At 60.9% G+C, this 23,736-nt stretch carries 22 protein-coding genes; 10 read left to right on the plus strand and 12 right to left on the minus strand.

Features of this window, described 5'->3' with window-relative positions; translation table 11 throughout:
• The first annotated feature begins 86 nt into the window (after window positions 1–86).
• The gene (rep, locus tag SOP85_RS00530) at window positions 87–2,096 is read left to right on the plus strand and encodes a DNA helicase Rep (RefSeq protein WP_046818511.1); all 2,010 of its coding nucleotides are present in this window, start codon (window positions 87–89) and stop codon (window positions 2,094–2,096) included.
• Between the two features lie 57 nt (window positions 2,097–2,153).
• Entirely contained in the window at window positions 2,154–2,726 is a 573-nt protein-coding gene (locus SOP85_RS00535) for a xanthine phosphoribosyltransferase (protein ID WP_223490427.1), read from the plus strand.
• Window positions 2,727–2,858: 132 nt separating this feature from the next.
• On the opposite strand, the gene SOP85_RS00540 is transcribed toward SOP85_RS00535, so the two are convergent.
• From SOP85_RS00540 to dadA, 5 genes are all read right to left on the minus strand, one after another.
• Window positions 2,859–4,781 (minus strand): acetyl-CoA hydrolase/transferase C-terminal domain-containing protein, encoded by a 1,923-nt coding sequence (locus tag SOP85_RS00540; protein ID WP_323625715.1) that lies wholly within the window; start codon window positions 4,779–4,781, stop codon window positions 2,859–2,861.
• A gap of 212 nt (window positions 4,782–4,993) precedes the next feature.
• Window positions 4,994–5,407, minus strand: a complete 414-nt coding sequence (locus SOP85_RS00545; RefSeq protein WP_323607408.1) for a c-type cytochrome — start codon at window positions 5,405–5,407, stop codon at window positions 4,994–4,996.
• Between the two features lie 182 nt (window positions 5,408–5,589).
• A complete protein-coding gene (locus tag SOP85_RS00550) occupies window positions 5,590–6,138 on the minus strand; it encodes a cupin domain-containing protein (RefSeq protein WP_007947433.1) in 549 nt (182 codons plus the stop codon).
• Between the two features lie 128 nt (window positions 6,139–6,266).
• Window positions 6,267–7,340, minus strand: coding sequence for an alanine racemase (gene alr, locus SOP85_RS00555; RefSeq protein ID WP_323625716.1), 1,074 nt, complete (start codon window positions 7,338–7,340; stop codon window positions 6,267–6,269).
• Between the two features lie 142 nt (window positions 7,341–7,482).
• Window positions 7,483–8,787 (minus strand): D-amino acid dehydrogenase, encoded by a 1,305-nt coding sequence (dadA, locus tag SOP85_RS00560; RefSeq protein WP_274073708.1) that lies wholly within the window; start codon window positions 8,785–8,787, stop codon window positions 7,483–7,485.
• Between the two features lie 157 nt (window positions 8,788–8,944).
• Between dadA and SOP85_RS00565 the strand changes: the two genes are divergently transcribed.
• Complete coding sequence (locus SOP85_RS00565; protein WP_003177284.1) at window positions 8,945–9,433, plus strand: Lrp/AsnC ligand binding domain-containing protein; 489 nt, start codon at window positions 8,945–8,947, stop codon at window positions 9,431–9,433.
• Between the two features lie 79 nt (window positions 9,434–9,512).
• On the opposite strand, the gene SOP85_RS00570 is transcribed toward SOP85_RS00565, so the two are convergent.
• A complete protein-coding gene (locus tag SOP85_RS00570; RefSeq protein WP_274073709.1) occupies window positions 9,513–9,866 on the minus strand; it encodes a YkgJ family cysteine cluster protein in 354 nt (117 codons plus the stop codon).
• 146 nt (window positions 9,867–10,012) lie between these two features.
• Between SOP85_RS00570 and SOP85_RS00575 the strand changes: the two genes are divergently transcribed.
• Window positions 10,013–11,326: an NAD(P)/FAD-dependent oxidoreductase gene (locus SOP85_RS00575; protein WP_323607403.1), complete on the plus strand. Its 1,314-nt coding sequence runs from the start codon at window positions 10,013–10,015 to the stop codon at window positions 11,324–11,326.
• Window positions 11,327–11,470: 144 nt separating this feature from the next.
• On the opposite strand, the gene SOP85_RS00580 is transcribed toward SOP85_RS00575, so the two are convergent.
• Complete coding sequence (locus tag SOP85_RS00580; RefSeq protein WP_274073712.1) at window positions 11,471–11,716, minus strand: DUF1127 domain-containing protein; 246 nt, start codon at window positions 11,714–11,716, stop codon at window positions 11,471–11,473.
• A 179-nt stretch (window positions 11,717–11,895) separates the two neighbouring features.
• Here SOP85_RS00580 and SOP85_RS00585 point away from each other — a divergent pair, with 179 nt between their 5' ends.
• Both SOP85_RS00585 and SOP85_RS00590 read left to right on the plus strand, forming a co-directional pair.
• Entirely contained in the window at window positions 11,896–13,317 is a 1,422-nt protein-coding gene (locus SOP85_RS00585) for an aminotransferase-like domain-containing protein (RefSeq protein WP_323625717.1), read from the plus strand.
• 59 nt (window positions 13,318–13,376) lie between these two features.
• Window positions 13,377–14,945 (plus strand): phospholipase D family protein, encoded by a 1,569-nt coding sequence (locus SOP85_RS00590; protein WP_323625718.1) that lies wholly within the window; start codon window positions 13,377–13,379, stop codon window positions 14,943–14,945.
• A gap of 79 nt (window positions 14,946–15,024) precedes the next feature.
• Here the strand turns inward: SOP85_RS00590 and SOP85_RS00595 are convergent, their stop codons facing one another.
• Together SOP85_RS00595 and SOP85_RS00600 are read right to left on the minus strand one after the other, a co-directional pair.
• Entirely contained in the window at window positions 15,025–16,167 is a 1,143-nt protein-coding gene (locus tag SOP85_RS00595) for an MFS transporter (RefSeq protein ID WP_323625719.1), read from the minus strand.
• Between the two features lie 161 nt (window positions 16,168–16,328).
• The gene (locus SOP85_RS00600; RefSeq protein ID WP_323625720.1) at window positions 16,329–17,822 is read right to left on the minus strand and encodes an aldehyde dehydrogenase; all 1,494 of its coding nucleotides are present in this window, start codon (window positions 17,820–17,822) and stop codon (window positions 16,329–16,331) included.
• Between the two features lie 234 nt (window positions 17,823–18,056).
• Between SOP85_RS00600 and SOP85_RS00605 the strand changes: the two genes are divergently transcribed.
• Window positions 18,057–18,419, plus strand: a complete 363-nt coding sequence (locus SOP85_RS00605) for a cupin domain-containing protein (RefSeq protein ID WP_008054608.1) — start codon at window positions 18,057–18,059, stop codon at window positions 18,417–18,419.
• A gap of 173 nt (window positions 18,420–18,592) precedes the next feature.
• On the opposite strand, the gene rpmG is transcribed toward SOP85_RS00605, so the two are convergent.
• Together rpmG and rpmB are read right to left on the minus strand one after the other, a co-directional pair.
• Window positions 18,593–18,748 (minus strand): 50S ribosomal protein L33, encoded by a 156-nt coding sequence (rpmG, locus tag SOP85_RS00610; RefSeq protein WP_007894709.1) that lies wholly within the window; start codon window positions 18,746–18,748, stop codon window positions 18,593–18,595.
• An 11-nt stretch (window positions 18,749–18,759) separates the two neighbouring features.
• Window positions 18,760–18,993: a 50S ribosomal protein L28 gene (gene rpmB, locus SOP85_RS00615; RefSeq protein WP_003176907.1), complete on the minus strand. Its 234-nt coding sequence runs from the start codon at window positions 18,991–18,993 to the stop codon at window positions 18,760–18,762.
• A gap of 448 nt (window positions 18,994–19,441) precedes the next feature.
• Between rpmB and SOP85_RS00620 the strand changes: the two genes are divergently transcribed.
• Window positions 19,442–21,028, plus strand: coding sequence for an ABC transporter substrate-binding protein (locus tag SOP85_RS00620; protein WP_323625721.1), 1,587 nt, complete (start codon window positions 19,442–19,444; stop codon window positions 21,026–21,028).
• Between the two features lie 137 nt (window positions 21,029–21,165).
• Here the strand turns inward: SOP85_RS00620 and radC are convergent, their stop codons facing one another.
• Window positions 21,166–21,840, minus strand: a complete 675-nt coding sequence (radC, locus tag SOP85_RS00630; protein ID WP_274073718.1) for a RadC family protein — start codon at window positions 21,838–21,840, stop codon at window positions 21,166–21,168.
• A 135-nt stretch (window positions 21,841–21,975) separates the two neighbouring features.
• On the opposite strand from radC, the gene coaBC reads away from it, so the two are divergent.
• Both coaBC and dut read left to right on the plus strand, forming a co-directional pair.
• On the plus strand, window positions 21,976–23,184 hold the full coding sequence (gene coaBC, locus SOP85_RS00635; RefSeq protein WP_008054605.1) for a bifunctional phosphopantothenoylcysteine decarboxylase/phosphopantothenate--cysteine ligase CoaBC: 1,209 nt from the start codon (window positions 21,976–21,978) through the stop codon (window positions 23,182–23,184).
• Window positions 23,185–23,189: 5 nt separating this feature from the next.
• Window positions 23,190–23,645, plus strand: a complete 456-nt coding sequence (gene dut / locus SOP85_RS00640; protein ID WP_047535088.1) for a dUTP diphosphatase — start codon at window positions 23,190–23,192, stop codon at window positions 23,643–23,645.
• Window positions 23,646–23,736: the final 91 nt, after the last annotated feature.

The raw sequence follows: 23,736 nt of genomic DNA on the forward strand, positions 1-23,736 counted from the left end.
GTACGTCACAAGTCGGACAGAGCAGCACAATTCGCTGAGCCTGTTAAAATGCCGGCCCATTTCGTGACTGACTCCTGAATTTACCTATGTCCCGACTCAATCCCCGGCAGCAAGAAGCCGTGAGCTATGTCGGCGGCCCTCTTTTGGTGCTCGCCGGTGCAGGCTCCGGCAAGACCAGCGTCATCACCCGAAAGATTGCCCACCTGATCCAGAACTGCGGCATCCGCGCCCAGTACATCGTCGCCATGACCTTTACCAACAAGGCCGCGCGCGAGATGAAAGAGCGGGTCGGCACCCTGCTGCGCGCCGGTGAGGGTCGCGGCCTGACGGTCTGCACCTTTCACAACCTGGGCCTGAACATCATCCGCAAGGAACACGTGCGGCTGGGCTACAAACCCGGTTTCTCGATTTTCGACGAGACCGACGTCAAGGCCCTGATGACCGACATCATGCAAAAGGAATACTCGGGCGACGACGGCGTCGACGAGATCAAGAACATGATCGGCGCCTGGAAAAACGACCTGATCCTGCCGGCCCAGGCCCTGGAAAACGCGCGCAACCCCAAGGAACAGACCGCCGCCATCGTCTACACCCACTACCAGCGCACGCTCAAGGCGTTCAACGCGGTAGACTTCGACGACCTGATCCTGCTGCCGGTGAAGCTGTTCGAAGAGCACGCCGACATCCTGGAGAAGTGGCAAAACAAGGTGCGCTACCTGCTGGTGGACGAATACCAGGACACCAACGCCAGCCAATACCTGCTGGTGAAGATGCTGATCGGCAAGCGTAACCAGTTCACCGTGGTCGGCGACGATGACCAGTCTATCTACGCCTGGCGCGGCGCCCGTCCGGAAAACCTGATGCTGCTCAAGGACGACTACCCGTCCCTGAAAGTGGTGATGCTGGAGCAGAACTACCGCTCCACCAGCCGCATCCTGCGTTGCGCCAACGTGCTGATCTCGAACAACCCCCACGAATTCGAAAAGCAGCTGTGGAGTGAAATGGGCCACGGCGACGAGATCCGGGTGATCCGCTGCCGCAACGAAGACGCCGAAGCCGAGCGCGTGGCCGTGGAAATCCTCAGCCTGCACTTGCGCACCGACCGGCCGTACAGCGATTTCGCGATCCTGTACCGGGGTAACTACCAGGCCAAGTTGATCGAACTGAAGTTGCAGCACCACCAGGTGCCGTATCGCCTGTCCGGCGGCAACAGCTTCTTCGGTCGCCAGGAAGTGAAAGACCTGATGGCCTATTTCCGCCTGATCGTGAACCCGGACGACGACAACGCCTTCCTGCGCGTGATCAACGTCCCACGCCGGGAGATCGGTTCGACTACGTTGGAGAAGCTGGGCAACTACGCCACCGAGCGAAAAATCTCGATGTATGCCGCCACCGACGAAATCGGCCTGGGCGAGCATCTGGACAGCCGCTTCACCGATCGCCTGTCGCGGTTCAAGCGCTTCATGGACAAGGTGCGCGAGCAATGCGCTGGCGAAGACCCGATCTCGGCTCTGCGCAGCATGGTCATGGACATCGACTACGAGAACTGGCTGCGCACCAACAGCTCCAGCGACAAGGCCGCCGATTACCGCATGGGCAACGTGTGGTTCCTGATCGAGGCGCTGAAGAACACCCTGGAGAAAGACGAAGACGGCGAGATGACCGTCGAAGACGCCATCGGCAAACTGGTGTTGCGCGATATGCTCGAGCGCCAGCAGGAAGAAGAAGATGGCGCCGAAGGCGTGCAGATGATGACCCTGCATGCCTCCAAGGGCCTGGAATTCCCCTACGTGTTCATCATGGGCATGGAAGAGGAAATCCTCCCGCACCGCTCCAGCATCGAAGCCGACACCATCGAAGAGGAGCGGCGCCTGGCCTACGTGGGCATCACCCGCGCGCGCCAGACCCTGGCCTTCACCTTCGCCGCCAAGCGCAAGCAATACGGCGAGATCATCGATTGCGCACCGAGCCGCTTCCTCGACGAACTGCCGCCGGACGACCTTGCCTGGGAAGGCAACGACGACACCCCGACCGAAGTCAAGGCCGTTCGCGGCAATAGCGCATTGGCGGATATACGCGCGATGTTAAAGCGCTAGAATTGACCACTTTTATTTAGACCTTCGGCGCAAAAGACGCCAAACGAGGACAGCTTCATGGAAGCACTGCACAAGAAAATTCGCGAAGAAGGCATCGTGCTTTCCGATCAGGTCCTGAAAGTCGACGCCTTTCTGAACCACCAGATCGACCCGGCCCTGATGAAGCTGATCGGCGATGAATTCGCCACGCTGTTCAAGGATTCGGGCATCACCAAGATCGTCACCATCGAAGCCTCGGGCATCGCCCCGGCGATCATGACCGGTCTGAACCTCGGTGTGCCGGTGATTTTCGCTCGCAAGCACCAGTCCCTGACCCTGACTGAAAACCTGCTGTCGGCGACCGTTTACTCGTTCACCAAGCAGACCGAAAGCACCGTGGCGATCTCTCCACGCCATCTGACCAGCAGCGACCGCGTGCTGATCATCGATGACTTCCTGGCCAACGGTAAGGCGTCCCAGGCGCTAATCTCGATCATCAAGCAGGCTGGCGCGACCGTGGCTGGCTTGGGGATCGTGATCGAGAAGTCGTTCCAGGGCGGCCGTGCGGAGCTGGATGCGCAGGGGTATCGCGTTGAGTCCCTGGCCCGTGTTCAGTCGCTAGCTGGTGGTGTTGTGACCTTCATCGACTAAAGCCGCCACACCGCAAAACCTAATGTGGGAGCGGGCTTGCTCGCGAAGGGGGCCGTGTCAGTCAACATCATCGGTGACTGACACGGCCCCTTCGCGAGCAAGCCCGCTCCCACAGTTGTTTTGGGTTGGCTTTTATTGCGCGGTGGCCTTCAGGCCGGTGAGCAGCAACCGCTGATACAAATCCTCTTTCAGCCCTTCCGGCTTCTTCAGCTGCATACGCTCCAGGTGTTCGGGAAATGATTCAGGCTCCGGCGCATCCAGCGCAGCCTTACCCAGCTCCAACACTTCACTCAGCTTGAATTTGCTCTTGAGCCAGTTCAACGCCCGCAACAGATCCCGTTCGACCTCGGTGAAATCACAGCCCAGCGGATACTCCGGAAACAGACGTGCATGCCGTGCCTGAATCGCCTGTAAACGCTCAGGTCGGTTATCGGTGAAGCGCGAATCGAGGCGAAAATCCTTCGGTAACTTACCCACCTTCTGTGCTTGTTCGATCAGCCCCGCCTGAAAGCGCGAATCACTGATATTCAGCAATGCCTCGATCACCACCGCATCGGTTTTCCCGCGAAGGTCGGCAATGCCATACTCGGTGACCACGATGTCCCGCAGGTGTCGCGGGATCGTGCAGTGACCGTACTCCCAGACAATATTGGAACTGACATCACCGCCCGACTCACGCCAGCTACGCAGCAGCAACACCGACCGCGCCCCTTCCAGCGCATGGCCCTGGGCAACGAAGTTGTACTGCCCGCCCACACCGCTGAGCACCCGCCCGTCTTCCAGCTGATCCGCCACACCGGCGCCCAGAAGGGTCATGGTAAATGCCGTGTTGATGAACCGCGCATCGAGCCGCTGCAAGCGTTTGAGCTCTTCCTGCCCGTATAGCTCGTTGATGTAGCTGATACGGGTCATGTTGAATTCGAGCCGCTTGCTCTGCGGCAACTCGCGCAGGCGTTGATAGAAACTGCGCGGCCCGAGGAAAAACCCGCCATGCACCGAAATTCCGTCGGTTTGCGCTGCTTCGTCGAGGGTGCCGGCATTGGCCTGCTGCTGGGTCGACACATCCGGGTACACCTTGCGCCGCACGATCCCGGCGTCGGCCAGCACCAGCAAGCCGTTGACGAACATTTCACTGCACCCGTACAGGCCCTTGGCGAACGGATCGATGCCGCCTTCGCGCTCGATCAATTGCGCCCATGGGCTGAGATCGATGTCGGTCAGCAAAGCCTTGTAAGCGTCGCTGTCGGCCTGTCGCGCCAGCAACGCAGCGGTCAACGCATCACCCATGGAACCGATGCCGATCTGCAGGGTGCCGCCATCGCGTACCAAGGTACTGGCGTGCAACCCGATGAAATGATCCTGGAAACCCACTGGCATGTTCGGCGTGGAGAACAGCGTGGTGCTGTCCTTCTCGTCGATCAGCAAGTCGAAGGTATCGATACCGACTTCGGCATCACCGGGCATGTAGGGCAAATCGTCATGCACCTGGCCGACCATCAGGATCGTCTCCCCGGCTTCCCGGCGCCTGGCGATCATCGGCAGCAGGTCGAGGGTGATGTCCGGGTTGCAGCTCAGGCTCAAGCGATCGGGATGCTCAGCATGGCTGGCCACCAATTGCGCAACCAGGTTCAAGCCGGCGGCATTGATGTCCCGGGCGGCGTGGCTGTAGTTGCTGCTGACGTAATCCTGCTGGGCCGACGCGCTGTGGAGCAGGCTGCCCGGCTGCATGAAGAACTGCTGGATGTGAATGTTGGCCGGCAAGTTATCGCGCTGCAGGCCGGCGAGGAAATCCAGTTCCGGATAATCGCCAAAGACCCGTTCGACAAAGGGTTCGAGAAAACGCTTTTGCAATCCGTCACCCAGCGCAGGACGGCCAAGGCACAGGGCGGTGTAGATCGTCAGTTGCCGCTGCGGCAATTGCGCCACACGTTGATACAGCGCGTTGACGAATGGGTTGGGTTTGCCCAGACCCAGGGGCAGGCCCATGTGGATATGCGCCGGCAACCGCGCCAACACCTCATCGACCGCTTGCTCGATAGAACACAGCTGTACCATCCGATCCTCCCGTACATTCCATGAAGTGGGGTTGGACCGAGCTTGCCGGGTCTTTACTGCATTGAACAGTAGGAGCTGCCGAAGGCTGCGATCTTTTGATCTTGTTTTTTAACAATCAAGATCAAAAGATCGCAGCCTGCGGCAGCTCAGGGGAAATCGCAGGCACAAAAAAGCCGCTCGCAAGCGGCTTTTTCGCGAAAGAGGCGGACCGGTTACAGGCCGGACATCTCTTTGATGGCGCCCTTCAGCTCGTCGTCGGAGCAGTCGGCGCAGGTGCCTTTTGGCGGCATCGCGTTGATACCGGTGATGGCTTTGGCCAGGATGCCATCGAGGCCGCCCTGGTGGTCGGCGCGCTCTTTCCACGCGGCCTTGTCACCGATTTTCGGCGCGCCCAGCAAGCCGGTACCGTGACAGGCATTGCAATGCTTGGCAATGACGTCTTTAGGCGCCTTGGCACCGCCACCCCCGCCAGTCGCAGCGGCGACTTCCATGCCCTTGCACTCTTTGCCCTGGACACAGACCTGGCCGACTGGCTCAAGGCGTTTGGCAATTTCATCGTTCGTCGCAGCTTGAGCGCTGACAGCCCAGAGGGCCAATACGGTTGCTGGTGCGGCCAGCATTTTCATAATTAGATTCACGCGTTCACCCTCAATGGTGGCTAGTCACGCCTACGGCCACGGTTCGCAGGCGGGCGCAAGTATAGCGGTAAGCCCGCGACACTGAAACAACCCCAAAGTCGAAGGGGTCTTGTTGCGCAACGGTCTAACAGCTCGGGTGCCTCGGCCATGCTGGCAGGGCGCCTCTTTCCTTAAAAATTCGCGGGTGTTGCTGCGCTGATTAGTCGCGCCGGCGCATCGAACGGGTTACGGAAACGATGCGGCTTGGTACTTTCAAAGTAGTAGCTATCGCCGGCTTCGAGCACAAATGTTTCAAGCCCGACCACCAGTTCCAGCCGCCCTTCCACCAAAATGCCGGTTTCCTCACCCTCATGGGTGAGCATCTCGTCACCGGTGTCGGCGCCAGGCGGGTAGATTTCATTGAGGAAGGCGATAGCACGGCTCGGGTGAGCCCGGCCGACCAGTTTCATGGTCACTGCACCATCGGAAATATCGATCAGCTCGTTGGCTTTGTAGACGATCTGAGTCGGTTTTTCCTGGAGGATTTCTTCGGAAAAGAACTCGACCATGGACATGGGAATCCCGCCCAACACCTTCCTCAGCGAACTGATCGAGGGGCTGACGCTGTTCTTCTCGATCATCGAAATCGTGCTGTTGGTGACGCCCGCGCGTTTGGCGAGCTCACGCTGGGAAAGACCTTTGAGCTTGCGGATTGATTGCAGTCGTTCACCGACGTCCAATGCAGGAGCCTCCAGGGATTCAGGTTGTTGGAATATTGAGCGTTATCATGGCGACAGCGTTCAGTATTTACAACACTTTGACCTGAATCCTGTTCGGCGAGGCGACTTCCGGCGCCTGCCGTTTGGCCTTAGCTCCCGGAATAGAGCATTGGCACCCGGCGCAGGTTGCAGAAGATCTGGTAAGGAATCGTGCCGGCGGCGATTGCCACGTCACTGGCGAGGATGTTTTTGCCCCACAACTCGACGGTCGAACCGAGGCCGGCTTGCGGTACATCGGTCAAGTCAATGCAGAGCATGTCCATCGACACCCGGCCAATCAACTGGCTGCGTTGCCCGGCGACGAGCACCGGCGTGCCGGTGGGCGCCAACCGTGGATAGCCATCGGCGTACCCCATGGCGACCACGCCTACGCGCATCGGCTTGGGAGTGATGAACCTGGCGCCGTAGCCAATCGGCTCGCCCGCCGGCAATTCACGCACGCTGATCACTTTCGATTCGAGGGTCATCACCGGCTGCAGGCGCGAGGCCACGGCGTTGGCTTCTTCGAAAGGCGTGGCGCCGTAGAGCATGATGCCCGGACGTACCCAATCGCTCGGCACCTGCGGCCAACCGAGCACCGCCGGCGAGTTACGCAGGCTGACTTCGGCCGACAAACCCTGGCGCGCCGCTTCGAACACCGCGACCTGCTCGGCACTGGCCTGGCTGTGCAGCTCATCGGCGCGGGCGAAGTGGCTCATCAGCACGATCTTCGCCACGTTGCCGCTGGCCAGTAGGCGTTGATAGCCCGCCTGATAATCCTTCGGATGCAGGCCGACCCGGTGCATGCCCGAATCGAGCTTGAGCCAGACCGTGATCGGCTTGCTCAAGGCAGCTTTCTCGATGGCTTCGAGTTGCCACAGCGAATGCACCACGCACCAGAAATCATGCTCGACGATCAGCGACAACTCATCGGCTTCGAAAAAACCTTCCAGCAGCAACACCGGCGCGCGAATGCCCGCCGCGCGCAACTCCAGGGCCTCTTCGACGCAGGCCACGGCAAACCCGTCCGCCTCGGCTTCCAGCGCCTGGGCGCAACGCACCGCGCCATGGCCATAGGCATCGGCCTTGATCACCGCGAGGGCACGGGCTCCCGTGACTTCACGGGCGATCCGGTAGTTGTGACGCAGGGCTTGAAGGTCGATCAGGGCACGGGCAGGACGCATGGCGGCAGACTTCTGGTCGGTCGTTAAAAAAAACCGGTGCTGCCGACGGCGTAAACCGCCAGTAGCACCGGAAGAGGGATCTTTCTGAGCTGTTTACTGCAAGGTAGTCATGGCAGAGCGGCTACAACCGTGGCGCGAGGCCTTATTGGTGAGCTGGCGCAGGGCTGACATGCTTTGCAGTATCCTGGGTTTTGCTGCCATAACGGGAAATATCGAGGCCTTCGGCGCTGATCTGCGGCTTTCTCTTGGCCATCAGGTCCGCCAGCAAGCGACCGGAGCCGCACGCCATGGTCCAGCCGAGAGTGCCGTGACCGGTGTTCAGGAACAGGTTCTTGAACGGGGTCGCACCGACGATCGGCGTGCCGTCCGGCGTGGTCGGACGCAGGCCGGTCCAGAAGCTGGCTTCGGCCAGGTTGCCGCCCTGAGGATAAAGGTCGTTGACGATCATCTCCAGGGTTTCCCGGCGACGCGGGTTCAGCGACAGGTCAAAACCGGCGATCTCCGCCATGCCGCCAACGCGGATGCGGTTGTCGAAACGGGTGATCGCGACCTTGTAGGTCTCGTCGAGAATGGTCGAGGTCGGGGCCATTGCCGGGTTGGTGATCGGCACGGTCAGGGAGTAACCCTTGAGTGGATACACCGGCGCCTTGATGCCGAGCGGCTTGAGCAGTTGCGGCGAGTAGCTGCCGAGCGCCAGTACGTAGCGGTCAGCGGTTTCCAGCTTGCCGTCGATCCACACGCCGTTGATGCGGTCACCGGCGAAGTCGAGGCGCTGAATGTCCTGGCCGAAACGGAACTGCACACCGAGGTTGGCGGCCATTTCGGCGAGCTTGGTGGTGAACATCTGGCAGTCGCCGGTCTGGTCGTTCGGCAGGCGCAGGGCACCGGCGAGGATGTCGGTGACGCTGGCCAGGGCCGGTTCGACGCGGGCAATGCCTTCGCGGTCGAGCAGTTCGAACGGCACGCCGGACTCTTTCAGCACGGCGATGTCTTTCGCGGCGCCATCAAGCTGGGCCTGGGTGCGGAACAGTTGCGTGGTACCGAGGCTGCGGCCTTCGTAGGCGATGCCGGTTTCAGCGCGCAATTCGTCGAGGCAGTCACGGCTGTACTCGGACAGGCGGACCATGCGCTCCTTGTTCACCGCGTAACGGCTGGCGGTGCAGTTGCGTAGCATCTGTGCCATCCAGAGGTACTGATCGATGTCGGCAGTGGCCTTGATCGCCAGGGGTGCATGGCGCTGCAGCAGCCATTTGATGGCCTTGAGCGGCACACCCGGCGCGGCCCACGGCGAGGCATAACCCGGCGAAACCTGCCCGGCGTTGGCGAAACTGGTCTCCATGGCGGCCGCTGGCTGCCGGTCGACCACCACCACTTCAAACCCGGCACGCGCCAGATAATAAGCACTGGTGGTACCGATGACGCCGCTGCCCAAGACCATGACGCGCATTTTCATTTCCCTCATCGCGGCTAACCGCTGACGTTTGTTGTTCAGAGCTTCAGATGTGCGCAGTTTAAAAAAGATTTGCCAGTGCTTTTCACTATATAACCGCCTATATTTGGCGACAATTCTCGGCAAAAACCCTTTTCACGGAGGCGCATCCCCTATGCGTACCAACACTCAGACCAAACGTGAGCTGGACAAGATCGACCGCAACATCCTGCGGATCCTGCAAGCGGACGGGCGCATATCCTTTACCGAGCTTGGGGAAAAAGTGGGGCTCTCGACCACGCCCTGTACCGAGCGGGTGCGCCGCCTGGAGCGCGAGGGGATCATCATGGGCTACAACGCCCGGCTCAATCCGCAGCACCTCAAGGGCAGCCTGTTGGTGTTCGTCGAGATCAGCCTCGATTACAAGTCCGGCGATACCTTCGAAGAGTTCCGGCGCGCGGTCCTGAAGCTGCCCCACGTGCTGGAGTGCCATTTGGTGTCAGGGGATTTCGACTACCTGGTGAAGGCACGGATATCCGAGATGGCCTCGTACCGCAAACTGCTGGGCGACATCCTGCTCAAGCTGCCGCATGTGCGCGAGTCCAAGAGCTATATCGTGATGGAAGAGGTGAAGGAGAGTTTGAGTTTGCCGATTCCGGATTGAAGATCAAAAGATCGCAGCCTGCGGCAGCTCCTACAGGGGAACGCAATCCCATGTAGGAGTTGCCGCAGGCTGCGATCTTTTAAACCAGCACCTGCCGATTCGAGGCCATGTACTCGAATACCTGCTTCTCCACCCGCGGATGAATCAACTCCACCGGCCCTCGCCCATTGGGGCACGGCAGGGTCTTGGTGGTGCCAAACAACCGGCAGATCAGCGGCCGCTCGTCATATACCGTGCAGCCGTTCGGCCCCAGGTGAACGCAGTTGAGTTCGTCCATCGCCGCCTCCTGCTCGGCGCGGCTCTTGCGCGGCAGACGGGACATTTCCTCCGGCGAAGTGGTGACCGGGCCGCAGCAGTCATGGCAACCGGGCACGCACTCGAACGAGGGAATCTGTTGGCGCAGCGTGCGAATTTTCTGACTGTTGCAACTCATCTAAAACACTACCGATCTCGGAACAGGGTCGGATTCTGACGTAAAAGCCCCGATCCAGACAGCACCGGCCGACCAGTGTTGCCCGCCTACGAGGTCCGGCTTATGCTCCGTCAAATTTTCCAGACGCTCGAATCAGGATCACGCACATGAATGGCCGTGCCCAGCCGCCTGCCGCGAATCACCAGCACACCGGCTCTTATTATGCCGCCAGCAGCCTGCCCCAGCCCGACCATCCGGTGCTCACCGGCGAGATGGTGGCTGACGTTTGCGTGGTCGGTGGCGGGTTCTCCGGGTTGAACACCGCGCTGGAACTGGCTGAGCGCGGCCTGAGCGTGGTGCTGCTCGAAGCCCATAAAATCGGCTGGGGCGCCAGCGGCCGCAACGGCGGGCAGTTGATTCGGGGGGTTGGCCATGGCCTGGATCAGTTTGCCAATGTGATCGGTACCGACGGCGTACGTCAGATGAAGCTCATGGGCCTGGAAGCGGTGGAAATCGTCCGACAGAGAGTCGAGCGGTTTCGCATTCCCTGCGACCTGACCTGGGGCTATTGCGACCTTGCCAACAAGCCTCGCGACCTCGAAGGCTTCGCCGAAGACGCCGAAGAACTGCGCAGTCTCGGTTACCGCTATGAAACCCGACTGCTGCAAGCCCATGAAATGCACACGGTGGTGGGCTCCAAACGCTACGTCGGCGGGCTGATCGACATGGGCTCCGGTCATCTGCATCCGCTGAACCTGGCCTTGGGCGAAGCCGCGGCCGCCCGGCAACTGGGGGCCCGGCTGTTTGAACAGTCGGCCGTCACGCGCATCGATTACGGCCCCGAGGTCAAGGTGCACACCGCCCAGGGCTCGGTCCGGGCCAAGACCCTGGTACTGGGCTGCAACGCCTACCTCAATGAACTCAATCCCGAACTCAGCGGCAAAGTGCTGCCCGCCGGCAGCTATATCATCGCCACCGAGCCTTTGAGTGAAGAGCAGGCCCACGCCCTGCTGCCGCAGAACATGGCGGTCTGCGATCAACGGGTGGCACTGGATTACTACCGACTCTCGGCGGACCGACGACTGCTGTTCGGCGGCGCCTGCCATTACTCGGGGCGAGATCCGAAAGACATCGCGGCCTATATGCGCCCGAAAATGCTGGAGGTCTTCCCGCAACTGGCCAGCGTGCGGATCGATTATCAATGGGGTGGGATGATCGGCATCGGTGCCAATCGCCTACCGCAGATCGGGCGGCTCAAGGACCAGCCGAACGTGTATTACGCCCAGGCCTATTCCGGTCATGGGGTGAACGCCACGCACCTGGCGGGCAAGCTGCTGGCCGAGGCCATCAGCGGTCAGCACGGTGGAGGCTTCGACTTGTTTGCCCAGGTGCCGCACATCACCTTCCCCGGCGGCAAGCATCTGCGCTCGCCGTTGCTGGCGTTGGGGATGTTGTGGCATCGGATGAAAGAGTTGGTCTGAACAATTCGAGGCGTCTGTGCCGACGCTTTCGCGAGCAAGCCCGCTCCCACATTTGATATGTGATCGAACACAAAATCCGTGTTCACCAAGATCCAATGTGGGAGCGGGCTTGCTCGCGAATCGATTTAAAGAACACCACTTGAGTCAGATCCGCCAGAACGGCTTAAGCCCCTCCTCCCGCGCCTGCTCGCGCGTCAGCCCGACATCCTTGAGCTGTTCCGCCGTCAGCGCCAGCAATGCCTTGCGCGTGTGCAGTCGCTGCCAGAACAGACCCCAGCGGCTCAGGTGGGACGGCGCATTGCGCATGGGCGCATGGCGCGCACCGTCCCTTTGCCCTGCCGTCAGTTCCTGACTGTGTAACGTCAGCCGCACATCGCTCAAGCCGTTCATTTTGATTGCTCCTGTTTACTTGGGTAGCCAGAGCTTTCATGATGCGGTTGCGAGCAAATGCATTACAGATTCAAAAGACCTGTATTAGATCCATACAGATTCGCCGTTTATGCCGCTGAATCCTGAATTTTTGCCCGATCTGTACTGGTCTACCCCCTCTCCCACGCCGAGACTGCACCATGACCCTTTACGTCAACCTCGCCGAATTGCTCGGCACGCGTATCGAACAGGGCTTCTATCGTCCCGGTGACCGCTTGCCCTCGGTGCGGGCGCTGAGCGTCGAACACGGGGTCAGCCTGAGCACGGTGCAGCAAGCCTATCGGGTGCTGGAAGACAACGGTTTGGCCATGCCACGACCGAAGTCCGGGTACTTCGTGCCCGTCAGCCGCGAACTGCCGGACCTGCCGGCGATTGGCCGTCCAGCCCAACGGCCGGTGGATATTTCGCAATGGGACCAGGTGCTGGAACTGATCCGCGCCGTGCCGCGCAAGGACGTGGTGCAACTGGGTCGCGGCATGCCGGACATCACCAGCCCGACCATGAAACCCTTGCTGCGCGATCTGGCGCGCATCAGCCGGCGGCAAGACATGCCGGGCCTGTATTACGACAACATCCACGGTAACCTCGAACTGCGCGAACAGATCGCCCGCCTGATGCTCGACTCGGGCTGCCAGCTGGGGCCCGGCGACCTGGTGGTGACCACCGGTTGCCACGAAGCGCTGTCCACCAGTATTCGGGCGATCTGTGCACCCGGGGACATTGTGGCGGTGGATTCGCCGAGTTTTCACGGTGCCATGCAGACCCTCAAGGGGCTGGGCATGAAAGCCCTGGAGATTCCCACCGACCCGCTTACCGGGATCAGCCTGGATGCCCTGGAACTGGCACTGGAGCAGTGGCCAATCAAGGCCATACAGTTGACCCCCAACTGCAACAACCCGCTGGGCTACATCATGCCGGAGTCACGCAAACGCTCGTTGTTGACGCTCGCACAGCGTTTCGACGTGGCGATCATCGAAGACGATGTGTATGGCGAACTGGCCTATTCCTATCCGCGCCCACGCACGATCAAGTCCTTCGACGAGGACGGCCGCGTGCTGCTGTGCAGTTCGTTTTCCAAGACCCTGGCCCCTGGCCTGCGCATCGGCTGGGTCGCGCCCGGGCGCTATCTGGAAAGGGTGCTGCACATGAAATACATCAGCACCGGCTCGACCGCTCCGCAACCCCAGATCGCCATCGCCGAATTCCTCAAGGGCGGCCATTTCGAACCGCATTTGCGGCGGATGCGCACGCAATACCAGCGTAATCGCGACATGATGATCGACTGGGTCGCTCGCTACTTCCCACCGGGCACTCGCGCCAGCCGCCCCCAAGGCAGCTTCATGCTCTGGGTCGAGCTGCCGGAAGGATTCGACACGCTGAAACTCAATCGCGAACTGCACGATCAAGGCGTACAGATTGCCGTCGGCAGCATCTTTTCCGCATCGGGCAAATACCGCAATTGCCTGCGCATGAACTACGCTGCCAAACCAACGGCACAGATTGAAGAAGCCGTGCGCAAGGTCGGCGCTGCAGCCATCAGACTGCTGGCTCAAGCCGACTGACCTTTTTGATCACACCAGCGTCCATATGCCTACACTGCCGCCACCCGGAACGATCCCACGTGACAGCCAGACAGTCCCTGCTTGCTCTTGTGTTACTCACTTCGTTCCTCGGCGGCTGCGCCAACTTCGACCTGCAGGTTGAACCGAGCCAGGCGCTACCGGCGAGCGGCTCGGCATTCGGCCGATCGGTCCAGGCCCAGGCCGCCACCCATGAGGGGAAATCGGGCTTTCGCCTGCTGTCCGACAGCACCGAGGCGTTTACCGCCCGCGCCGAGCTGATTCGCAACGCGCAAAGCAGCCTCGACCTGCAGTACTACATCGTGCATGACGGCATCAGCACGCGGATGCTGGTTTCTGAATTGCTCAAGGCCGCGGACCGCGGCGTACGGGTGCGCATCCTGCTCGATGACACCACCAGCGATGGCCTGGACAAGACCATCGCCACGCTGGCGGCGCATGCACAAATCCAGATCCGCGTATTCAACCCGTTGCATCTGGGTCGCAGCACCGGCGTGACGCGCACCATCGGCCGGTTGCTCAATGTGTCGCGGCAACATCGACGCATGCACAATAAACTGTGGCTGGCCGACAACAGCATGGCGATTGTCGGTGGGCGCAACCTGGGGGATGAGTATTTCGATGCCAAGCCCAACCTGAACTTCACCGACATCGACATGCTCAGTGTCGGGCCGGTCGCCGAGCAGTTGGGGCACAGTTTCGACCAGTACTGGAACAGCGCCCTGAGCAAGCCGATCGCTGAATTTGTCTCCAGCAAACCGACTGCCGACGACCTGCAAAACACCCGCACCCGGCTGGAAGAATCCCTGGAGGAATCGCGCAAACAGAACCACGCGCTCTATCAACAGTTGATGAAATTCACCACGCAGCCGCGCCTGGATATCTGGCGCGAAGAGCTGATCTGGGCATGGAATCAGGCGCTGTGGGATGCACCGAGCAAGGTCCTGGCCGACGGCGAGCCTGACCCTCAGTTGCTACTGACGACCCAGTTGGCGCCCGCACTCGATGGCGTCAGCAAAGAGCTGATCATGATCTCGGCCTATTTCGTGCCTGGGCCACCGGGGCTGGTCTACCTGACCGGACGGGCTGACGCCGGTGTAACGGTACGCCTGCTGACCAACTCACTGGAGGCCACTGACGTGCCGGCGGTGCATGGCGGCTATGCACCGTATCGCAAGGCGCTGCTGGAGCACGGCGTGCAACTCTTCGAACTGCGCCGCCAGCCCGGAGACAGCAGCGGTAGCGGACCTCGGCTGTTTTCCAGCAAGTCTTACGGCGATTCCGATTCCAGCCTGCACAGCAAGGCCATGATCTTCGACCAGCAAAAATCCTTCATCGGCTCGTTCAACTTCGACCCGCGCTCGGTACTGTGGAACACCGAGGTCGGGGTGCTGGTGGACAGTCCGGAACTGGCGGCCCACGTTCGCGACCTGGCGTTGCAGGGCATGGCACCGGCCTTGAGTTACCATGTGCAGCTGAAGAATGAACAGGTCGTATGGACCACCGAAGACGACGGCAAAATGCACACCATGACCGAGGAACCGGGCAGCTGGTGGCGGCACTTCAATGCCTGGCTCAGCGATATCGTCGGGCTGGAGCGGATGCTTTAAAAGATCGCAGCCTTCGGCAGCTCCTACAGATGTACGCATTCCCCCTGTAGGAGCTGCCGCAGGCTGCGATCTTTTGATCTTATGCGGGCTGTATCGCGCCAAACGCACCCTGGCGCGACACCAATATCACCAACCCAAACGCCCCCGCCGCCATCAGCAACGGCAACGCATGCCCGCTGATCCACTGGCTGCCGGCACCGGCGATCAACGGCCCGAGCAGGCAACCGATGCCCCACAGCTGGGCAATGTGCGCATTGGCCCGCACCAGCGCATCGTCGCGATACCGCTCGCCAATCAGGATCAGCGACAAGGTAAACAGCCCGCCGGCACTGGCACCGAACAGCACCCACAGCGGCCAGATCAGCAGGGTCTCGATCAGCAACGGGATCGCCAGGCTCGACACCAGCAGCACTACCGCGCAGCCGGTAAACAGCGCACGCCGCGACACGCGATCAGCCAATGCACCGATGGGCAGTTGCAGCAAGGCATCCCCCACCACTACGGTGCTGACCATCGCCAGGGCGATTTCCGTGGTGAAGCCCTGGCGCAGACAGTACACCGGCAGCAGCGTCAGGATCATCGCCTCGAAGGCGGCGAACAGCGACACCGCCCAGGCAATGGCCGGCAGGCCACGGCAGAAGGTCAGCAAATCACCGAAGGTCACGCTGCAGGCCTCGCTGCCGGGCGCACCACTGCGTCCCAGCAACAGGAGCGGCGCCGCCACCAGCAGGCCGACGCCCACCCAGAAACCATAATCGTGTTCGGTACCCAGCACGCCCAGCAGGATCGGCCCGGCCAACTGGCTCAACGCGTAACTGCTGCCGTACAGCGCCACCAGCCGTCCACGCCACTCTTCGACCACCAGCTGGTTGATCCAGCTTTCACCGAGGATGAAGACCAGGGTCAGGATCACGCCGATCATCAGGCGCAGCACCAGCCAGATCGGATAACTCGGCAGCAGCGCAAGCAACCCGATGGACACCGCCCCGGCCCACAGGCACAGGCGCATCAGATTGGCCGTACCCAGACGGGCCGCCAGATGACTGGAAATCTTCGCGCCCAGCAGCACACCAATGGCCGGCATGGCTGCCATCACGCCGATGGCAAACGAGCCGTAACCCCAGCTTTCCAGGCGGAACGACACCAGCGGCATGCTGACACCCAGGGCCAGGCCGACACTCAAGACAGACGCCAACACGGCGAAATACGTCGCCCAACGCATGTTCCACGCTCCTGTGGATATTTTTATGGCCTGCACAAAACACTGTGGGAGCGGGCTTGCTCGCGAAGAGGCCATCACATTCAACATCAATGTTGACTGTCACACCGCCTTCGCGAGCAAGCCCGCTCCCACAGGGGATCTACGTCGTTAAGAAAACCGACTTATAGCTTGATCCAGGTCGCCTTCAGCTCGGTGTACTTGTCGAACGCATGCAGCGATTTGTCGCGACCATTACCAGACTGCTTGAAGCCGCCGAATGGCGCCGTCATGTCGCCACCGTCGTACTGGTTGACCCACACGCTACCGGCACGCAGTGCACCGGCGGTCAGGTGAGCCTTGGAGATGTCCTTGGTCCACACTGCCGCGGCGAGGCCGTACGGCGTGTCGTTGGCGATCGCGATGGCTTCTTCGGCGGTATCGAAAGCGATGACCGACAGCACCGGCCCGAAAATTTCTTCCTGGGCGATCTTCATCGCGTTGCTCACGCCATCGAAAATCGTCGGCTCAACGTAGGTGCCACCGGTTTCCTGCAGCGTGCGCTTGCCACCGGCAACCAGCTTGGCGCCATCGCTGTGACCCGATTCGATGTACGACAGCACGGTGTTCATCTGCTGGGTGTCCACCAGCGCACCGACGTTGGTCGCCGGGTCCAGCGGGTTGCCCGGCTTCCAGGCTTTCAGCGCTTCGATCACCAGTGGCAGGAACTGGTCCTTGATCGAACGCTCCACCAGCAGGCGCGAACCGGCGGTGCAGACTTCGCCCTGGTTGAACGCAATGGCGCCGGCAGCGGCTTCGGCAGCCTCTTGCAGGTTCGGTGCATCGGCGAACACGATGTTCGGGCTCTTGCCACCGGCTTCGAGCCAGACGCGCTTCATGTTCGACTCGCCAGAGTAGATCAGCAGCTGCTTGGCGATCTTGGTCGAACCGGTGAACACCAGGGTGTCGACATCGTTATGCAGGGCCAGGGCCTTGCCGACGGTGTGACCGTAACCCGGCAGCACGTTGAGCACGCCTTTCGGGATCCCGGCTTCAACGGCCAGGGCTGCGATACGGATGGCGGTCAGCGGGGATTTTTCCGACGGCTTGAGGATCACCGAGTTACCGGTGGACAGCGCCGGGCCGAGCTTCCAGCAAGCCATCATCAGCGGGAAGTTCCACGGCACGATGGCGCCGACAACGCCGACTGGCTCGCGAGTGACCAGGCCCAGTTGATCATGCGGGGTAGCGGCCACTTCATCGTAGATCTTGTCGATGGCCTCGCCGCTCCAGCTCAGGGCTTGCGCCGCGCCAGGAACGTCGATGTACAGGGAGTCGCTGATCGGCTTGCCCATGTCCAGGGTTTCAAGCAGGGCCAGTTCTTCGGCGTGCTTTTTCAGCAGGCCGGCGAAACGGATCATGGTGGCTTTGCGCTTGGTCGGCGCCAGGCGCGACCAGGCACCGGAATTGAAGGTGGCGCGGGCGTTTTCAACAGCGCGTTGGGCATCGGCGGCATCGCAGCTGGCGATCTTGCCCAGCAGGCGACCATCGACCGGGCTGATGCACTCGAAGGTCTCGGCGGAGACAGCATCGGTGTATTCGCCATTGATGTAGGCGCGGCCTTCGATCTTCAGATCGCGAGCGCGTTGCTCCCAGTCGGCACGAGTCAGGGTGGTCATGCGAGTGTCCTCCTCTTATTGAATACGACACCCGCGTTCTTCGCGGGCGCTGTCAGGAATTCTGCCTGGCCAGCCGGCTTACGGCCCAAGGCAACCACCACCCTAAACCAGCGGCAGGTGAAGTTTCAATATATTTGACATAACGCCGGCAAACGGCCTTGCGATGTTCATTTTAATAAACATAGACTTCGGCATTACCAACCACTCGCACCGCAATGACGGGGGAATACAACAATGAGCATCCAGAACATCGTCGACTTCAGCCAGGCCACCACGGCCGTCGAACGCTATCGCCCAGACCCGGCAAAAGTCCTCAAGGGCGATCCCGAACAAGCAGTGTACAACCACTACAACAGTCCTTGCGGCCAACTGAATGCCGGCGTGTGGGAAGGCGCCGTCGGCCAGTGGCTGGTGAATTTCACCGAGCATGAATACTGCGAAATCGTCCAGGGCGTTTCCGTGCTGCGCGACAACGACGGCAACAGCAAAACCGTGCGCGCGGGCGATCGCTTCGTGATCCCGGCCGGGTTCCGCGGTACCTGGGAAGTGCTGGAGCCGTGCCGCAAGATCTATGTGGCGTTTGAGCAGAAGGCCTGAGGATTTTTGTTGCCAGGGAAGCCCTCTCCCACATTTGTCCGGGTCCACACCGCTCAAATGCGGGAGCGGGCTTGCTCGCGAAGGGGCCCTGACAGGCAACACACAAACCACAGGCAACAAAAAAGGCCCGTATCTCGCGATACGGGCCTTTTTCGTAAGTCGGGAAAAATCAATTACTTGATTTTGCCTTCCTTGTAGATCACGTGCTTGCGAACAACCGGATCAAATTTCTTGATCTCGATTTTGTCCGGGGTAGTGCGCTTGTTCTTGTCGGTAGTGTAGAAGTGACCAGTACCGGCGCTCGAAATCAAACGAATCAATTCACGCATGATTAGCTCCCTTAGATCTTGCCAGCGGCGCGGATTTCGGCCAGCACGACAGTGATGCCACGCTTGTCGATGATACGCATGCCTTTGGCAGATACGCGCAGACGCACGAAACGTTTCTCTTCTTCAACCCAGAAGCGGTGATGCTGCAGGTTCGGCAGGAAACGACGACGGGTTTTGTTATTTGCGTGGGAAATGTTATTCCCAGTCACCGGACCCTTACCGGTAACTTGACAGACTCTCGACATGCCTCAGCCCTCTAAAACCACATGCCCAACCCGGCATGGGTTGGCCGCTTAATCTCTCAGTCATTTGGCGCCAGGCGCCGCGTTTCTTTAAGGGTCTTACCGGCTACACCTACAAACGAAGGAACCGGGCCCCTAGAAAAGAGCGCTGCTTTATACCAGAAAGACTCGAGAGCAACAACATTCGGTGTGCGTTGAGTTGATAAAAAACCCGTTTTTCAGGCGCCAGGCGCCTTGGATCAAGGCTGCCGTCGATTTCTACCGCTCGTCGCAGAGAATTCGCTCGACCGGCAAAATCCAGCTTTTTTCCAACCCGTGCCCACCCGAATCGATCGGCTATAGTCCCCTGAAATCGAAAAAGGGGATAGTCATTTGCAATCCAGCCCACTAGGGTAAGCCTTTTCCAGACTGCACTTGCAGATGGGCCTTCGATCTGTAAAGGAACCCGACCATGCGCCTCGCTGCCCTACCGCTGTTGCTTGCCCCGCTCCTGCTGGGCCCACAGGCCTTCGCCGCCGCCCTGAGCGTCTGCACCGAGGCCAGCCCGGAAGGGTTCGATGTGGTGCAATACAACTCGCTGACCACCACCAACGCCTCGGCCGACGTGTTGATGAACCGCCTGGTGGATTTCGACACCGCCAGCGGCAAAGTGGTCGCCAGCCTCGCGGACAGCTGGGAGGTCACCCCTGATGGCCTGAGCTACGTCTTCAAGTTGCACCCGCAGGTTAAATTTCACCGCACCGACTATTTCAACCCGACGCGCGAATTGACCGCCGAGGACGTGAAGTTCAGCTTCGACCGCATGCTCGACCCGGCCAACCCATGGCACAAAGTCGCCCAGAGCGGCTTTCCCCACGCGCAATCGATGCAATTACCCGCGCTGATCAAGAAGATCGATGCGCTGGACCCGCTGACCGTTCGCTTTACCCTGGATCACCCGGACTCCACCTTCCTCGCCACCCTGAGCATGGGGTTCGCTTCGATCTACTCGGCTGAGTACGCCGACAAGCTGATGAAGGCCGGCACGCCGGAGAAGCTTAACAGCCAGCCGATCGGCACCGGCCCGTTCGTATTCACGCGCTTCCAGAAGGACGCCACCGTTCGCTACAAGGCCAATGCCGAGTACTTCGGCGGCAAGCCCTCGGTCGACCCGCTGATCTTTGCCATCACCCCTGACGCCAACGTGCGCCTGCAGAAACTGCGCCGCAATGAATGCCAGATCGCCCTGTCGCCCAAACCGCTGGATGTCCAGGCCGCGCTGAAAGAGCCGACCTTGAAAGTCGAAAAAACTGACGCCTTCATGACCGCGTTCGTCGCCATCAACAGTCAGCACCCGCCCTTGGACAAACCTGAAGTGCGCCAGGCGATCAACCTCGCCTTCGACAAGGCCAACTACGTCAAGGCCGTGTTCGAGGACACCGCCGAACCCGCCAACGGCCCCTACCCTCCCAACACCTGGAGCTATGCGAAAGCGTTGCCGGGCTACCCCCATGACATCGAGAAGGCCAAGGCGTTGATGGCCAAGGCCGGGCTCAAGGACGGCTTCCAGACCACGATATGGACCCGCCCGTCCGGCAGCCTGCTGAACCCCAACCCGAGCCTGGGTGCCCAGATGCTTCAGTCCGACCTGGCGGAAATCGGCATTCAGGCGGAAATTCGCGTGATCGAATGGGGCGAGCTGATCCGCCGCGCCAAGGCCGGTGAACACGACCTGCTGTTCATGGGCTGGGCCGGTGACAACGGCGACCCGGACAACTTCCTCACGCCGCAGTTTTCCTGTGCTGCGCTCAAGTCCGGCACCAACTTTGCCCGCTATTGCAACCAGGACCTGGACAAGTTGATCAGCGCCGGCAAAACCACCGGCGAGCAAGGCGTGCGCACCAAACTCTATGAGCAGGCCCAGACGCAGATCCAGCAACAGGCGCTGTGGCTGCCGCTGGCTCATCCGACTGCCTTCGCGCTGACGAACAAGGATGTCGAGGGCTACTCGGTCAGTCCGTTCGGGCGGCAGGACTACTCCAAGGTCAACATCAAGTAATAGCCGCCGCACACAAAACCCTGTGGGAGCGGGCTTGCTCGCGAAGAGGGAGAGTCAGTCGCCATCAATGCTGACTGATACACCGCCTTCGCGAGCAAGCCCGCTCCCACATGGGTTTCGCTCGCCCCGACTATCTCCTACATCCAGCCATACTCGGCCATCGACAACGGATCGCCGTCGCCGATGATGAAATGGTCGAGTACCCGCACATCGATAAGGTCCAGCGCCTTTTGCAGGCGCTTGGTCAGCACCCTGTCGGCCTGGCTGGGGTCAGTGTTGCCCGACGGATGGTTGTGGCAGAGGATCAATGCCGCCGCATTGTGAGCCAGGGCGCGCTTGACCACTTGCCGCGGATGGACGCTGGTGTTGTCGATCGAGCCACGGAACAGCACCTCAAATCCCAGTACCTGATGCCTGGAGTCGAGAAACAGGCAGCCGAACACCTCGTGGGGCTCATGGCGCAGCATCGATTTGAGGTAGTCACGCACCGCCTGCGGGTTTTCCAGCGCCGACTTGTCCCGCGCCCGCTCGGCCAGGTGGCGTCTGCTCATTTCTTGAGCAGCCTGCAGCTGCGCAAATTTCGCCGGCCCGAGCCCCAACTGTTTGCTGAACGTTTCCTGATCAGCCTCCAGCAACAAACGCAGGCTGCCAAACTGAGTCAACAGGTGTCGCGCCAGATCCACGGCGCTTTTACCCACCACGCCGGTGCGTAAAAATATCGCCAGCAACTCGGCGTCCGAAAGACTTCCCGAGCCTTGTTCAAGCAACCTCTCCCGCGGCCGTTCCGCCGACGGCCAATCGCGAATACTCATAGCACCTCCCTGTCTGTGGGCGCCGCTGTTCCGTAGCGGTCGCTGTGATATCGTAGCCCATCTTTTTTGCGGGCGATTTCACTCCTGGGGAGGGGGTATCGCAACGCAGTCATCAACGAAATGAAAGGCAGGCCTATGCAGCGGCTGTATCGGAAACGCATTGTTCTGGGCGTCGGCGGCGGTATCGCTGCCTACAAGAGCGCCGACCTGGTTCGCCGCCTGATCGATCAGGGCGCGGAGGTGCGCGTGGTCATGACCCGTGGCGGTGCTGAGTTCATCACGCCACTGACCATGCAGGCCCTGTCCGGGCACCCGGTCCACCTGGACCTGCTGGACCCGGCGGCCGAGGCCGCGATGGGCCACATCGAACTGGCCAAATGGGCCGATCTGGTGCTGATCGCCCCCGCCACCGCCGATCTGATCGCGCGACTGGCCCAAGGCATTGCCGATGACCTGCTGACCACGCTGGTACTGGCGACCGACGCCGTGGTTGCCGTCGCACCGGCGATGAACCAGGCCATGTGGCGCGACCCGGCCACCCAGGCCAACCTGCAAACCCTCGAAAGCCGTGACATCAAAGCCTTCGGTCCGGCCTCCGGTAGCCAGGCCTGCGGTGACGTTGGCCTGGGGCGCATGCTCGAAGCCACGGAACTGGCCCAATGCGCGGCAGACTGCTTCCAGCGCCAGGCCCTGACCGGCAAGCACGTGCTGATCACCGCCGGCCCGACCCAGGAAAACATCGACCCGGTGCGCTACATCACCAACCACAGCTCCGGAAAAATGGGCTTTGCCCTGGCCGAAGCGGCGGTGGAAGCCGGCGCCCGCGTCACCCTGATCACCGGCCCGGTGCATCTGCCAACGCCGGATCGTGTTACGCGCATCGACGTCGTCAGCGCCCGCGACATGCTCGCCGCGTGTGAAGCGGCGATTCCCTGCGACTTGTTTATCGCCTCCGCAGCGGTCGCGGACTACCGCCCGGAAGTCGTCGCCCCACAGAAACTCAAGAAAGATCCTACGAACGGCGACGGCTTGTTGCTACAAATGGTACGCAACCCGGACATCCTGGCCAGCATCGCCACACGCCCCGACCGTCCGTTCAGTGTCGGTTTCGCCGCCGAGACCGAACACCTGCTCGATTACGCTGCCCGCAAGCTGAAAGACAAGAACCTCGATTTGATCGTCGCCAACGACGTCGCCAACCCGAGCATTGGCTTCAACAGCGAAGAAAACGCCTGCAGCGTGATCGACCGTGAGCTTCACGCCACACTCTTCGCCCAGACCAGCAAGAGCAAGATTGCTCGCCAGCTGATCACTTTTATCGCCGAACGTCTGAACCAGGTTTAATTTACATGCACGCTTTGCAAGCCAAGATCCTCGACCCCCGCATCGGTACCGAATTCCCGCTGCCGCAGTACGCCACGCCAGGCTCCGCCGGCCTCGACCTGCGCGCCATGCTGGAGCAGGACATCGTGATCAAGCCGGGTGAAACCGTACTGATCCCCACTGGCCTGTCGGTCTACATCGGCGATCCGAACCTGGCAGCGCTGATCCTGCCGCGCTCCGGCCTGGGCCATAAGCACGGCATCGTCCTGGGCAACCTGGTCGGGCTGATCGACTCCGACTACCAGGGTCCGCTGATGGTCTCGTGCTGGAACCGTGGCCAGACCGATTTCACCATGGCCGTCGGCGAACGCCTGGCGCAACTGGTGCTGGTACCGGTTGTGCAGGCACATTTCGAGATGGTCGAAGAGTTCGTCGAGACCCAGCGTGGTACCGGCGGTTTCGGTCATTCCGGAAGCCACTGACACCTTATCTACACGCCTGAAATCAAGGGATTGATCGGCCAAGAAGCCGCTCGCGTCGCTGGCATGGCCTTTTCGCACCACGAACTCTGCG

Origin of the sequence: Pseudomonas sp. YuFO20 (assembly GCF_035064975.1) — a bacterium.
Lineage (GTDB): Bacteria > Pseudomonadota > Gammaproteobacteria > Pseudomonadales > Pseudomonadaceae > Aquipseudomonas > Aquipseudomonas putida_AE.